Origin of the sequence: Luteibacter sp. SG786, assembly GCF_011759605.1 — a bacterium.
GTDB lineage: Bacteria > Pseudomonadota > Gammaproteobacteria > Xanthomonadales > Rhodanobacteraceae > Luteibacter.
In genome coordinates, this window is the sequence record NZ_JAAOYX010000002.1 from 540,211 (window position 1) to 554,900 (window position 14,690).

The window sequence follows — 14,690 nt, forward strand, 5'->3', positions numbered from 1 at the left end:
GCCTACGCCCGCCAGCGCATCCCGAACACGACGCTGGCGCTCGTGCCGCGAAACGCCCGTTCGAAACGAGAGGGGCAGCGCGACGTTTCCGCCACGCTCAGGTCGTCGATGAGGTTGAACGCCTGGAACACGAAGCCGATGTGCCTATTGCGCAGGATGGCGCGCTCCGCGCGCCCCAGATGGTGCACCGATTGGCCCGCGAACCGCAGCTCGCCTTTCGTCGGCACGTCCAGCAGGCCCATCAGCGACAGGAGCGTGGTCTTGCCGCAACCCGAAGGCCCGGCCACCGAGACGAATTCGCCCTGCCGCACATTCAGGTGAATGTCGGTCAGCACGTGACAGTCGGCGGAGCCTGCGGGAAACGCTTTCCCGACGCCTCGCATCTCGATGATCGTTGGATTGGTGAAGCACTGCATCGCACGACTCCGTATGGGGTCAACATAACGCAGCGCGATGGCTTGTAATGGCGGCCAAACCCGTCTCGAATAGCAATCTTCCCGATGTTGCCGGAAAGACGTAACGATAGTTGCGTCGCCGTGCATCGCCTGCCGATTTGCCCATATCGAGCCGCTGGCGCCGCTCATCCGAACGATGGGCCGCGACGACGCTGCGGTGTCTCCTGAACGTCTTGGGGCCCAAGGGCGTAAACGTTTACCTGTAACGTCATTTACGTGCGCACTTGCGTACCCGATGCCGGTATCCTTGTCCGCTTGACGCGCCATCCCCCGTCGCCTCGTCCCAAGGCCAGCCCATGAACCGCAATTCCCGCATCGAAGACCTGATCTCCCGCATGACCCTCGACGAGAAGGTGGGCCAGTTGGGCGTGTTCGCCGATGCCGTGCGTCCGTTCGCCCCGGACATCAATCCGGAGGTGAACGCACGGGGGGCCGCCGACGTCCTCGAACAGGTCCGGGCGGGACGCGTAGGCGCGCTGTTCAACGGCGTGGGCGCCGCCGAAGGCCGCGAGGCGCAGCGCGTGGCCGTGGAGGAGAGCCGGCTCGGCATCCCGCTCCTGCTCGGAGCCGACGTCATCCACGGCATGCGCACCGTATTCCCCATCCCCCTGGCCGAAGCCTCCTCGTTCGAACCGGACCTGGCCGAGCGCACCGCGCGAGCCACGGCCATCGAGGCTACTGCCGCCGGCGTGCACTGGACGTTCGCCCCGGCCGTGGACATCGCGCGCGACCAGCGCTGGGGCCGCGTCGCCGAGGGTGCGGGGGAAGACGTGGTGCTGGGTTCGGCATTCGCCGCCGCCCGCGTACGCGGCTTCCAGGGTCCGGACCTCATGGCCGAGGACTCGCTGCTGGCCACGCCCAAGCATTTCGCCGCCTACGGCGCCGTCGCAGCCGGCATGGAATACAACACGGTGGATATCTCGCCGCAGACCCTGCGCGACGTCCACCTGCCGCCGTTCAAGGCCGCGCTGGACGCAGGCGCGCTGACGTTCATGAGCGCGTTCAACGACATCAACGGCGTGCCGGCATCGGCCAATCGCGAGTTGATGACCGACATCCTCCGTGGTGAATGGGGGTTTCGCGGGCTCGTGGTGTCGGACTATACGGCCGACATGGAACTCATCGCGCATGGTTTCGCCGAAGACGAACGCGACGCGACACGGCTCGCGTTCCTGGCCGGCGTGGACATGAGCATGCAAAGCGGCTTCTACGCAGCCCACCTGCCGGCGCTCGTCGAATCCGGCGCGGTGCCGATGGACGTGCTCGACGAAGGCGTGCGCCGTGTGCTCGCGGTGAAGGACGCCATCGGCCTCTTCGACAACCCGTATCGTTCGCTCGACCCCGCCGCGGAGGCCGACGGTTCGCGCGACGCCGATCATGCGGCGCTGGCACGCGACGCCGCGCGCCGGTCCATCGTCATGCTGAAGAACGAAGGCGTGCTGCCGTTGCGCAAGAGCGGCCAGAAAATCGCACTGATCGGGCCGTTCGGCACCGATACCGAAAACCTCGAGGGATGCTGGACGCTGTTCGGCGACGCGTCCCGGCACGTGACCATCGAGCGCGGCCTGCGCGACGCCCTGGCGGATGCCTCGGCACTGGAAGTGGTGCCTGGATCGGGCCTGGAGGCTCCGCTGGAGGGCGGCATCGAGGCGGCCGTGGCCGCCGCGCGCCGGGCCGACGTGGTGCTGTTGGCTATCGGCGAACCGCAGAACTACTCCGGCGAAGCGCAGTCGCGCACGCAGATCGTCGTGCCGGCCGCGCAGCAGGCACTGGCCGAAGCGGTGGCCGGCACCGGCAAACCCGTCGTCGTGCTGTTGAAGAACGGGCGGGCGCTCGCACTGACCGGCGCGGTGCGCGAAGCCGGTGCCATCCTCGTGACCTGGTTCCTCGGGAGCCAGACCGGCCCCGCCATTGCCGACGTGCTGTTCGGCGACTACAACCCGTCGGGGCGCCTACCGGTCAGTTTTCCCCAGGACTCGGGGCAACAGCCTTATTTCTACAACCATCCGCGGACGGGCCGCCCCGAACTGGCCGACCAGCCGCCCGCCTTCAAGGCTCGCTACCGGGAAGTCACCTTCGAGCCGCTGTATCCGTTCGGGCACGGTCTCAGCTATACGCGCTTCGCCTACTCATCGCCGCGCGTCGCCTCGACCGTGGGCTGGGACGAGACCATCGTCGTGTCCGCAAACGTGACCAATACCGGCGACATCGCCGGCGAAGAAGTGGTGCAGCTCTACATTCACGACCGTGTGGCCAGTCGCGTTCGCCCTGTGCGCGAACTGAAAGCCTTCCGGAAGATCCTGCTCGGTCCCGGTGCATCGGAAGACGTGGCATTCGAACTCACGCGTGCCGATCTCGCTTTCACGCATCGCGACGGCCGTACGTTCGAAGCCGAGCCCGGCGAATTCCTGGTGTGGATAGCCGGCTCGTCCGCGACAGGCAACGCGGCGAGCTTCACTCTGCGCGACCGCTGACGGCGCACGTAGGCCGTGACTCCACGCTGCGGAGCGCTGCACCGATACGGCGGAAAATAAGCGCTACCTAGCATCGTGTCCTTCATCGTCGAAGGAACACACGCATGCTCCGATTACGCGCGCTCGTCATGACGGCGGGGATGTTCGGCATCCTCGTCGCGCCCGAGACATCCCACGCCACGGCGGCATATGCCGCTCCCGTTCCCAGCCTGCCCATCGCCTGGGGCACCTGTCCGGATGCCTGGGTGGGGAACACGCCCGGCAGGCTTCGCGACCGTCTGCAGTGCGCCACGATCCAGGCGCCGCTCGACCATGCGATTCGTGACGGACGAACACTCGCCGTGGGTGTGATTCGCGTGCGCGCGGGTGTTCCGTCGCAGCGCGAGGGATCGATCTTCTTCAATCCCGGCGGCCCCGGCATCCACCCGGGCAGGTTCCTTCGTTCCATCGTCAAGGGCTGGGCCGATACCGACGCAAGCGATCCGCATGAAGGCAGCAAACGCCTCCTCGCCGACCGCTTCGACATCGTCGCAGTGATTCCGCGCGGTCTGGTGGGCAGCACGGAAGTCCGGTGCCTTAACGGTCTTCCGGGTGCACATGCCTACGTACCGACGCACCTGGACGACGTCAACTGGGGTCTCATGACCGTTGCCGCGGCTTCGGCGGTACGGGCGTGCGCCACGCCTGCACACGCCCCTTACATCAATACCGAGCAGCACGTGCACGACATGGACATGGTCCGTCGCTCGCTCGGCGACGCACGCATACACATCTATGGTGCGTCCTACGGCGGCATGATCGCCGCCTGGTACGCGGCAAATTATCCGCAGAACACGGGGCGCATGCTCCTGGACTCCACCCTCGACTTCACCCACGACTATGTGACCGCGGTGCGCCTTAACCTGAGGGCGCGGCACGACACCATCCAAAGGGAAGTCGTGCAGCCGGTACTCGACAATCCCGCGCGCTTCGGCTTCGGCAGAGACCCTCAAGCAGTGGCCATGGCCATTGCCAACCTTCCCTCTCGCATCAGGGAGGTGTGGTTCGCCGGGATGGAATCCCCTGTGGAGCTTGCTGCCGCCCTGCTCGTTGCACCGTGGTGGCGCGACGCGCGGCCGCCCAGCTACGACGCCATGGAAACGCTCATACAGCGGGCGCCGATCACTCCCGATGCCGGAATTGCCGACAGGATCCGCCTCGCGGCCAGATTGCTGGCGACAAAGCTGTATGCCCCGCCGCGAACCACCCCGCTGTTCGCCGACTCTCCGGAGGGAGATTCCGTCCGGTCCATCGTCGTCTGCAACGACATCCCCTGGGCACTAAGCGAACAGGAAATCCGCGCGCGGGCGCAGGCGGATGCCACCCGCTACTGGAGTTACACAGGCGACACCACCATGCAGGAGCTTATGTGCCTGCAATGGGGAGGGTCCACGGCCCGGCAGCCAGACCTTGCCACGCTGGAGCAGGCATCGCCGTTCCTGATGCTTCAATCCGACAAAGACGACACAACTCCGCCGAGCGGTGCGGCACACATCCTGGAGCGCTTCCCGAACGCGCACCTTCTGATGGTGCGGGATTCCAACATCCATGGGCTGTTCAACTTCACCCTCTCGCCATGCATCGAAAGTACCGCCGCCAACTATCTGCTGACGGGCGCGCTACCTGACACACCGACACGCGTGGCCACGTGCAATGGCACGCAAGGCAACGCGGTGGACGTCATTCCGAGTGCCCCGCTGCGCCCCACCGCCGCCCCCGTACCCTCGCCCGCCCCGGCCGTGCACGAGGAACTCTAAGGATGCGCCCCATGAAAATACTTCGCCTTGTGGCCCACGCCGCCTGTCTGCCCCTTTTCGCCATCGCCATCTCGCCGGCACAAGCCAGCGTGAACAACACCACCGCTACAGTGCCCTCCATCGCGTGGAGTCCATGCCCAGATGCATGGACCGGTCCCGCGTCACCCGATCTCGGCAACCGCCTCGAGTGCGGCAGCATGTCGGCGCCACTCGATCACGAAGCACCTGACGGCAATTTGCTGGAGATCGGTGTCATACGTGTACGCGCCGCCGTGCCGGCGCTGCGCGAAGGCTCGATCTTCTTCCAGGCCGGCGGCCCGGGCGCGCACCCGGGCACGCTTCTGCAAGCGATCGCGAGGGCCTGGACGGACTCCGACTTGATATACCAGCACCACCTGAGCGAGCGCTTCGATCTCGTCGCCGTCATTCCGCGTGGACTCGTCGGCAGTGGCGAGTTGCGCTGCGTGACCGGCATGCCGCCTTCCTACGAGACCCTGTCAGGCGACCTGAGCGACGCCAACTGGAACCTGATGCTCTCGGAAGCGCAGGCCATCGCCGACGCCTGTCGCGCGCCATGGCATGCGCGTTATATCAATACCGAACAGCACGTACACGACATGGACATGTTGCGTCGCGCGCTCGGCGACCAGCGCCTCCATTTTTACGGCATTTCCTACGGGTCCCTTGTCGGTGCATGGTATGCGTCGGTCTACCCCTACCACACCGGGCGGATGCTCTGGGATTCCGGTTTGGACGTCACGCGCGATTATGCCACTGCGCTCCAGAGCGCCGTAGCCGCCCAGCACGAGGCCATCATGCGCAAGGCACTCGCGCCCATCCTCCGCGATCCCGCACGGTACGGCTTCGGCAGCGACCCTGGCATCGTCGCCGAAACCGTCGACAACTTTCCCGCGCGCATGCGCAAGTTGCGTCTGGCGGCCATCCAAACGCCGGAGGAACTGGCGGCCACATTGCACCTCGCAAACTTGTGGGAGGTGCGCAAACCCGCCACGCTGAACGCCATGTTGCGCCTGCTGCGGAACCCGTTGGCGCCTGACCCGAACATGGACGCGCGCTTGCGTCACATGGCGAACAAGCTGGCGACATTGGTGTACGCGCCGCCCGGCACCACGCCCAGGTTCCAATCGGGACCCGAAGGAGACTCCGTTCGCGTCGTCGTTCCATGCAACGACATGCCGTGGACACGCAGCGAAAGCGCCGTTCGTCGGGCGGCACGCGAAAATGCCCGTCGCTACCTGAGCACGACCGGACACGAAGTATTGGATGAGATCGTCTGCCTGCGATGGGGCCCGCCGACAGCAAGGCCCATGGTGAGTGCGAACATCGAACTCGCGCCACCGTTCTTGATGTTGCAGTCGGACGCCGACACATCGACTCCGCTCACTGGCGCCATGAACGTGCTCGACAGGTTCGCCAACGCTCGCATGCTGCTGGTGCGCAACTCGGATGAACACGGCCTCTTCAATTTCACGCGGTCGCCGTGCATCGAGCTCACCGCCGCACGCTATCTCGCCACCGGCCAGCTGCCCGAGACCGGTTCCCGGGCCTTCGCTTGCGACGGCACGCTCGGCAGCCCGCTGGAAGGCATTCCCGGCGAGCCGCCTCCGCCCGTCGTCGAGCCTGTCGCCGTGACCCTGCCGGCACCGGCGGCTCACGACGAACTCCGATAGCGATGTGAATCAGAACATGACCTGCGCACGCATCTGGAAAATGTGCGGATCGATGCGCAGGTCACGTCGGTCACTGGTGGCACGTACGTAGTTGGCCTGCAACTTCAGGTACTTCGTGAGGTACCAGTTGGCACCGAGCGTCCAGTCATGCTCGGTGCCACCCGACGTGGGACCGTCGTCGAGATCCAGCGTGCTGTAGCGAAGCACGAATTCCAGCGCACCCCAGGGCCCCTTCGGAACGACGTCGCCAACGTTGCCCGCGCTGTAGGTGCGCGACTCGCCGGTGACGACCCAGCTGCCGAACGCATACCAACCGTGGGCGTCATAGGTCGGCTTGTCCTTGAGCTTCACGCGCGCGGAGAGGTACTCGCCCTGCATGGACCAGGGGCCGCGAATCCACAGGCCTTCCAGACCGCGGCGCTCGACGTGTTCGGCCACGCTGAGCGCGCCGGAGTCGATGAGCCGGCGCGTGGCGAGGCCTGCCTCCGGCAGCGCGCGCAAGCGCACGCTCGGCGGGTTGTAGCGCCCGCGGCCGTCGGTGCTGCCGTCCGGGTTTTCGCGTGAGTACGAGCCACCCAAATGGAGCACATTGCCCGGGCTGTTCATCGGTGTCCATGCAGCGCGAGCGGCCACCATGCGCCCATCGAGATCGCCCTGGAGGTTGCCGCCCTTGTAGTAGCCGAGTTGCACGAGGTACGCCTTCCGCGCCAGCGCCCAATCGACGCCAAGGCGCCGGGCCGCGTAGATCGCCTGCATCGGCAGCGAGGTTTCCATGAACGAGGTGCTGCCGGTGCTTGTGTTGCCTTCGAAGCCGACGGGCGTCTTCATGAAGCCGACGCGGAACGCGCCCACGTCATTGCCGAACAGGGCCTTGCTCTGCATGCGGAAGAACACGTCCAGCCACGTCTTCGTCTGGAAGTCGAACACCACGGTGCCGTCGTATACACCTTTCTTGCGGACAAAAAAGCCGAACTCCTTGCGGCGGTTTGTCTGCGCGTCTTCGTACGTACCCTCGTCGTGCGAAAAGCGGTCCAGATCGTATTGATACTTCAGCGACAGGCCGACGTCCGTGCCATCGGCGAACACGTAGTGGGTGGGCCAGTTGGTGCGCCAGTCGTAGTCGTTGGGCAACGGCGCGGCGACCGCGCCGAGCACGGGAGCGATCAGCGCGACTGCGCCGACGATGGTCTTCTTCACGGTGAAACCCCTCTCAAGCGAGCCGGCGGCACCGGCTTGCGACAATGAATGACTATAGCGTGCTTGAGAATCCGCTCAATCCCGCACTCACTTCATCGGCAGGCTCGCCCATGTCTTTAAAAGGGCGCGTGAAGAACCAAAAAAAGGGGCGCCGAAGCGCCCCTTTTCTTCATCCGACCGATCGAACGTCAGATGGCGTAATACATCTGGAACTCGAGCGGGTGGGTGCTCGCGCGGTAGCGCGTGACTTCCTGCATCTTCAGCGCGATGTAGCCGTCGATGAAGTCGTCGGTGAAGACGCCGCCGGCCTTCAGGAACTCGCGATCCTTGTCGAGGGCCACCAGGGCCTCGTCGAGGCTGGCGCACACCTGCGGGATGTTCTTTTCTTCTTCCGGCGGAAGATCGTAAAGATCCTTGTCGGCCGGCGCACCCGGGTCGATCTTGTTCAGGATGCCGTCGAGACCGGCCATCATCAGCACGGTGAAGGTGAGGTAGCCCGACTGCATCGGGTCCGGGAAGCGGATTTCGATACGGCGGCCCTTCGGGCTGGAGACGTACGGAATACGGCAGGAGGCCGAACGGTTGCGCGCCGAGTAGGCGAGCATCACCGGCGCCTCGAAGCCCGGCACCAGTCGCTTGTAGCTGTTGGTGGTGGAGTTTGCGAACGCGTTGATGGCCTTGGCGTGCTTGAAGATGCCGCCGATGTACCACAGCGCGGTCTGCGAAAGGCCACCGTACAGGTCGCCGGCGAAAAGGTTCTCGCCGTTCTTCGACAGCGACTGGTGCACGTGCATGCCCGAACCGTTGTCGCCGACGATCGGCTTCGGCATGAAGGTCACCGTCTTGCCGGCCTGGTGGGCGACGTTCTTGATGACGTACTTCATCGTCATCAGTTCGTCGGCCTTCTTCACCAGCGTGTTGAAGCGGGTGCCGATTTCACACTGGCCCGCGTTGGCCACTTCGTGGTGGTGCACTTCCACCACCTGACCCAGCGATTCCAGCACCTTGCACATGTCGGCGCGCAGGTCGCCCAGGCTGTCCACCGGGCTGACCGGGAAATAGCCGCCCTTCACGCCCGGGCGGTGGCCGGTGTTCGTGCCGTCGTACTTGTAGCGCGACGACCAGGCCGCTTCCTCGGAGCCGATTTCATAGAACACGCGGCCCATGTCGTTCTGCCAGCGCACGGAGTCGAAAATGAAGAATTCCGGTTCCGGGCCGAAGAAGGCGGTGTCGGCGATGCCGGTGGACTTCAGGTAAGCCTCGGCGCGCTTCGCGATGGAGCGCGGGTCGCGACCATAGGCCTGCATGGTGCTCGGCTCGAGCACGTCGCAATGCAGGATCAGCTGCTTGTGCGCGCTGAACGGGTCGAGGTGCGCAGTGTCCGGATCCGGCATGAGCACCATGTCGGACTCGTTGATGCCCTTCCAACCCGCGATCGACGAACCGTCGAACATCTTGCCGTCTTCGAAGGTACCTTCGTCGATGGCGTGGGCGGGGAACGTGACGTGGTGGTGCTTGCCGAGGATATCGGCGAAGCGCAGGTCGACGAACTCGATTTCCTCGTCCTGGATCAGGTTCAGCACTTTGGAAGCGGCGGACATACAAACCTCGAATGGGTATGGGGCGGGATGCGGTTAGCAATCGCTATGCCAGCGCCGTCGCGCACGGCGGACCGGCATGGACCAAGCCGGCGCATCATAGAACGGCCGTAAGCGCCCCGTGCAAAAGCACCACGTTGGTGCAAATGGCATGATATTGCACCAAGCCCGGGACCAGGAAAGACCGGGGACCAGGGACGCCCGGCTTAGGCGTAACGCGGATTACGCTGGCAGGATGCGGTCATTACCCCGCAGGAATGAGCATGCGTCTTTCCCTCATCGCCCTGGCCGCCGCCCTCGGGCTCTCGCCCGTCCTGGCCCATGCCGCGCAGCGGACCTACGCCAACCCCATCGACATCGACTACCGCTACAACTTCGAGCAGATGAACGAGGGCGTGTCGTACCGCACCGGTGCCGATCCGGCCGTGGTGCGCTTCGGCGACGCGTATTACCTGTTCCAGACGCTCGCCGACGGGTACTGGATGTCCAAGGATCTGGTGCACTGGGATTTCGTGAAGCCGGACCATTGGCCGTTCGACGGACTGGTGGCGCCGGCGACGCTGGTCGCGGACGGCAAGCTGTTCCTCATGCAGTCGGCCGTCGCGCCGCGGCCGCTCATGGTCAGCACGGACCCGGCCAGCGGACGGTGGCAGTTCTGGACGCGCCTGCTGCCCCCCGTGCCGGGTGCCGTGCGGAACGAGCAACCCGGCGTGCTGCTGAAGCCCGATGAGCTGCCGCAGGGGCCGTGGGATCCCGGCCTGTTCCAGGACAGGGACGGCAAGGTGTACCTGTATTGGGGCTCCTCGTACGTCTATCCGCTCTACGGCGCGGAGCTTGACCTGAAACTTGCCTCCACGGAGGGCGAGGGCAAGCGCCTCTCGTTCGCGACGAAGCCCCGCGCCTTCCTGCGTCTCGATCCGGCGAACCATGGCTGGGAGCGCTTCGGCCCGGACCATACGATGGGCGACAAGCCCTCGTATATCGAAGGGGCCTGGATGAACGAGCACAACGGCCGCTACTACTTCCAATACGGCGGCCCGGGCACGGAATACAACGTGTACGCCACGGGCGTGTACGTCGGAAAGACGCCTCTGGGGCCGTTCGAATACGCCCCTTACAACCCGGTCGGGTACAAGCCCGGCGGCTTCGTCACCGGAGCCGGCCACGGTTCCACCTTCGAGGACGTGTACGGCAACGCCTGGAACACGGGCACCGCCTGGCTTGGCGTGAACTGGACCTTCGAACGCCGCATCGACCTTTTTCCCGCGGGGTGGCACGACGACGGGCAGATGTGGGTGGACACGCGCTTCGGCGACTTCCCGCATCGCATGCCCGACCACAAGCTGCACGAGAACGAAGACACATTCACCGGCTGGATGCTGCTGTCGTACCGCAGGCCGGTGGTGGCGTCGTCGTCGCTGCCCGCGCACCCGGCTTCCACGCTGACCGACGAGGACCCGCGCACGTTCTGGGTGGCCAAGGCGAACGAAGCCGGCCAGACGCTCACGCTCGACCTCGGTGGAACGCCGACCGTCCGTGCGGTGCAGGTCAACTACGCCGACTTCGAGTCCGGCCGCTACGGCGACGCCCCCGACATTGTCACGCAGTTCGTCCTGCAAGGATCGACGGACGGCGAACGCTGGATCACGCTGGCCGACCTGTCGAAGGAAACACGCGATCGCCCCAACGCGTACATCGAACTGGAACAACCGCAGAAGCTGCGCTTCATTCGCTACGTGCACAAGCATGTGGGCGCGAAGCATCTTGCGATTTCCGATCTGCGGGTGTTCGGCAATGCCGACGGCGCGCCGCCGGCCGCTCCGCAGGGCGTCAAGGCGAAACGCGGCAGCGACGAGAGGGACGCCACTATTTCGTGGAAGCCCGTACCGGGCGCGGTGGGGTACAACGTGCGCTGGGGCCTTGCCGCCGATCGCCTGCATTCCACGTACCAGCGTTTCGCGGATCGGCCGACTTCGTTTACCCTTCGTAGCCTCAACAAGGGCGTTCGTTACGTCGTGGCCGTGGAGGCCTTCGACGAGCGAGGTGTCTCTCCGCTGTCACAGGTCGTACAGATCGTTCCATGACGATGGGCGGCCACAGACCCCCATCGGATCACGACATGACGAACAAGCACGACGACGATACCCTCGACGCTGGCCGGCGCCGCCTGCTCGGTGGCATGGCCACCACGGGCGCGTTGCTGGCGCTGGGAGGCCTTCCCGACGCAACCGCGAATGCCGCGCAGGCGGCCCCTGTCGCACCGGGCGGCAAGGAAATGGATGCGTTGCTCGAGAAGCACATCCAGCACGTGGTCGTCATCTATGCGGAAAACCGCAGCTTCAACAACCTGTTCGCCGACTTCCCCGGATTGCAGAGCCCGCTGAGCGCCGTTCCGAAGGAGCGTTACCTCCAGCGCGATCGCGACGGCAAGGTGCTCGACACGCTGCCCCCGATCTGGGGCGGCCTCGTTCCGCACGAGCAGGTGGTCGACCACAAGACGTACAAGATTCTCGAAAAGGACATCGTCGGGCTGCCGAATGCGCCGTGGGCCCTGCACACCGGCGATCGCCACACGCCGTTGCCGCACGGCGTCGTCACGCGCGACCTCGTGCACGCGTTCTACAACAACCAACTGCAGATCAACGGTGGCAGGAACGACGGGTTCGTGGCGTGGGGCGACAACGGCGCGCTCACCATGGGCCACTACGCCAGCGCGCCCGTGCACCTGCGGCTGTGGCGCCTGGCCGAGCAGTTCACGCTGTGCGACAACTTCTTCATGGGCGCTTTCGGCGGTTCGTTCCTCAATCACCAGTACCTCGTCGCGGCGCAGCCGCCGTTCTACCCGAATGCCGACAAGAGTCCGGCGCAATTCAATATCGCGGTGACGGAAAGCGGCGATCCCAAGGACCATCGCCTGAAGATGGCCGAAGACTCGCCGAAGAGCGCGATGGACGGCAAACCGAAGTTCGCGCACCACAACACGCTGACGCCGGACTTCTGGGCGGTGAACACCATCGGCCCGCCCTACTCGCCCGGCTTCAACGTCGACCGCAAGAACCCGCTGCTGGCCGATGCCAGCAGCCCGAACACGCTGCCGCCGCAATCGCACCGGCATATCGGCGACATGCTCTCGGCGAAGGGCGTCGATTGGGCATGGTACGGCGGCGCCTTCCAGGCCGCGCTCGACGGCAAGGGCGACGGCGACGACGGCAGCTTTCCGCAGACGCCCAATTTCCAGCCGCACCATCAGCCGCTCAATTATTTCGTATCGCTGGCGCCCGGCACGGAAGCGCGCAAGCGCCACCTGCGCGATGGCGGTCTCGGCGAAACGCCATCCACCAACCACTTCCTCGCCGACGTCGCGGCCGGCAAGCTGCCGCCGGTCACGTTCTACAAGCCGCAAGGCGACCTCAACATGCACGCCGGCTACTCCGACGTGGAGGCAGGCGACCGACATATCGCCAACGTGGTGCACGCGCTGCGCAAAAGCCCGCACTGGAACGACATGCTGGTGATCGTCACCTTCGACGAGAACGGCGGCTGGTGGGACCACGTGGCTCCTCCGAAGGGCGATCGCTGGGGGCCAGGCACGCGCGTCCCCGCCCTGGTGATCTCGCCGCACGCGAAGAAGGGGCACGTCGAGCACACCGTCTACGACACCGGGTCGATCGCACGCTTCATCACCCGCCGTTTCAAGCTGGAGAAACTGCCGGGGCTCGTCGAGCGCGAGAAGGCAATGCTGGCGGCGGGTGGCCCCGCACCGGGCGACCTGACCGAAACGCTTCAGTTCGCCTGATCGCTGGCATTTTTGCGGAAGCGCTCTCTGTGGGAGCCGCTTCAGCGGCGATGGGTGCTCGTGAAAGCGCGTGCCCGCTGCCGCGGGATCGCCGCTGAAGCGGCTCCCACAAGGCGCGGTACTCCACCGACCTCAGTGGCCGGCGGTACCGCCGGATGCGAACGGCGGCTTCGCGAACCACACCGCGAACATCGCCAGGCCGAACATCAGCCCGAAGAGCCAGAACACGTCGTTCACCGCCAGGGTGGCGGCCTGCATGTCCACAATGCGGTTGAGCGCGGCATTCGCCGTGGGTCCCTGCGCGCCGAGTGCCTGGAAGCGCTCCAGGTACTCGCCGGTGGCCCGGCTTCCGTCGCTCACATGTTCGGCCAGCACCGCGTGGTGATACGTGGTGCGGTGCGAGTACATGGTGGTGCTCACGGCGGTCGCGATACTGCCCGCCAGGGTGCGGAAGAAATTCGACAACCCCGACGCACTGGCTACCTGCTCGTCCGGCAGTCCGGACAGGATAATCTGGTTCACCGGCACGAAGAACAGCGCCACGCCCGCACCCATGCACATGCGGGGTAGCGCCAATTCGCTGTACGGCGCATTGGTGCTCAGGGTCGACATGTAGAACGACGCGCCGGCGAAGATCGCGAACCCCACCGTATTCAGCAGGCGAAGATCGAACTTATTCTGGAACGCGCCGACCAGCGGCGACATCACGATGGCCAGCAACCCGATCGGCGCGACCACGAAACCCGCCCAGGTGGCCGTATAACCGAGCACCTCCTGCACCCACATCGGCATGACGACCGTGCCGCCGAAGAAAGCGAACATGCCGAGCGACAGGCAGATCACGCCGACAAGGAAGTTGCGCTTCCCCAGCAGCCGAAGGTCGACGACCGGGCTCTTGTGCATCAGCTCCCACGCCACGAGGAAGGTGAGGCACACCAGCGAGACGATGGCCAGCACGGTGATGGTGCGCGAGGTGAACCAGTCGTCGTCGTTACCGTTGTCGAGCATGAATTGCAGGCACCCGACACCCACTGCGAGCAGGAACAGGCCGATGGCGTCGATCGGCAACTTCGCGGTCTTCGATTCACGGTCGCGCAGCAGCGCATAAGTTATGACGATGGCGAAGATGCCCACCGGAATGTTGATGAAGAAGATCCACGACCAATGATAGTTGTCGGTGATCCAACCGCCGAGGATCGGACCGAATACCGGCGCCACTACGACGGTCATGGCCCATAGCGCCAGCGCGATGGGTCGCTTCGCCACGGGGTAGTTATTGAGCAGCAGCGTCTGCGACAACGGCACCATCGGCCCCGACACGGCGCCCTGGCAAAGGCGGAACACGATGAGCATCGTCATGCTCTGCGACAGCCCGCACAGCGCGGAGAACACGACGAACAGCATCACCGAGATGGAGAAGGTGCGCACCTCGCCGAAGCGTTTGGCAATCCATCCCGTCAGCGGCTGCATCACGGCGCTCGCCATGGAATAGGCACTGATGGCCATGGTGCCTTCGTTGCTGCTGACGCCCAGGTTGCCCGCGATGGTGCGCACCGATACGTTCACGATGGAGATGTCGAGCACCTCCATGAAGGTGGCCAGCGCCACGCCCGCCGTCAGCAGGGCGAGCGCACCGCCGGTCAGCGGCTTCCGGCCATTGTCCTGCCGCGGCTTCGCCATCGC

At 65.3% G+C, this 14,690-nt stretch carries 9 protein-coding genes; 5 read left to right on the forward strand and 4 right to left on the reverse strand.

The genetic code is table 11. From position 1 onward, the window contains the following. Window positions 1–2: 2 nt before the first annotated feature. Window positions 3–416 (reverse strand): ATP-binding cassette domain-containing protein, encoded by a 414-nt coding sequence (locus FHS47_RS19820; RefSeq protein WP_247741461.1) that lies wholly within the window; start codon window positions 414–416, stop codon window positions 3–5. A 335-nt stretch (window positions 417–751) separates the two neighbouring features. On the opposite strand from FHS47_RS19820, the gene FHS47_RS14300 reads away from it, so the two are divergent. From FHS47_RS14300 to FHS47_RS14310, 3 genes are all read left to right on the forward strand, one after another. Continuing rightward, entirely contained in the window at window positions 752–2,929 is a 2,178-nt protein-coding gene (locus FHS47_RS14300; protein ID WP_167029213.1) for a glycoside hydrolase family 3 N-terminal domain-containing protein, read from the forward strand. Window positions 2,930–3,033: 104 nt separating this feature from the next. Next, the gene (locus FHS47_RS14305; RefSeq protein WP_167029216.1) at window positions 3,034–4,725 is read left to right on the forward strand and encodes an alpha/beta fold hydrolase; all 1,692 of its coding nucleotides are present in this window, start codon (window positions 3,034–3,036) and stop codon (window positions 4,723–4,725) included. A gap of 11 nt (window positions 4,726–4,736) precedes the next feature. Further along, entirely contained in the window at window positions 4,737–6,416 is a 1,680-nt protein-coding gene (locus tag FHS47_RS14310) for an alpha/beta hydrolase (RefSeq protein WP_167029219.1), read from the forward strand. Window positions 6,417–6,425: 9 nt separating this feature from the next. Here the strand turns inward: FHS47_RS14310 and FHS47_RS14315 are convergent, their stop codons facing one another. Further along, window positions 6,426–7,613: a porin gene (locus FHS47_RS14315; protein WP_208382025.1), complete on the reverse strand. Its 1,188-nt coding sequence runs from the start codon at window positions 7,611–7,613 to the stop codon at window positions 6,426–6,428. A 188-nt stretch (window positions 7,614–7,801) separates the two neighbouring features. Further along, window positions 7,802–9,214 carry a type I glutamate--ammonia ligase gene (gene glnA, locus FHS47_RS14320; protein WP_167029222.1) on the reverse strand — a complete coding sequence of 471 codons (1,413 nt, stop codon included), beginning with the start codon at window positions 9,212–9,214 and terminating at the stop codon, window positions 7,802–7,804. 260 nt (window positions 9,215–9,474) lie between these two features. Between glnA and FHS47_RS14325 the strand changes: the two genes are divergently transcribed. Both FHS47_RS14325 and acpA read left to right on the forward strand, forming a co-directional pair. After that, window positions 9,475–11,295, forward strand: coding sequence for a family 43 glycosylhydrolase (locus FHS47_RS14325; RefSeq protein WP_208382026.1), 1,821 nt, complete (start codon window positions 9,475–9,477; stop codon window positions 11,293–11,295). A 35-nt stretch (window positions 11,296–11,330) separates the two neighbouring features. Further along, the gene (gene acpA, locus FHS47_RS14330) at window positions 11,331–13,007 is read left to right on the forward strand and encodes an acid phosphatase (RefSeq protein ID WP_208382027.1); all 1,677 of its coding nucleotides are present in this window, start codon (window positions 11,331–11,333) and stop codon (window positions 13,005–13,007) included. A gap of 132 nt (window positions 13,008–13,139) precedes the next feature. Here acpA and FHS47_RS14335 read toward each other — a convergent pair whose 3' ends face one another. Further along, the gene (locus tag FHS47_RS14335; protein ID WP_167029228.1) at window positions 13,140–14,687 is read right to left on the reverse strand and encodes a DHA2 family efflux MFS transporter permease subunit; all 1,548 of its coding nucleotides are present in this window, start codon (window positions 14,685–14,687) and stop codon (window positions 13,140–13,142) included. Between the last annotated feature and the right edge of the window lie 3 nt (window positions 14,688–14,690).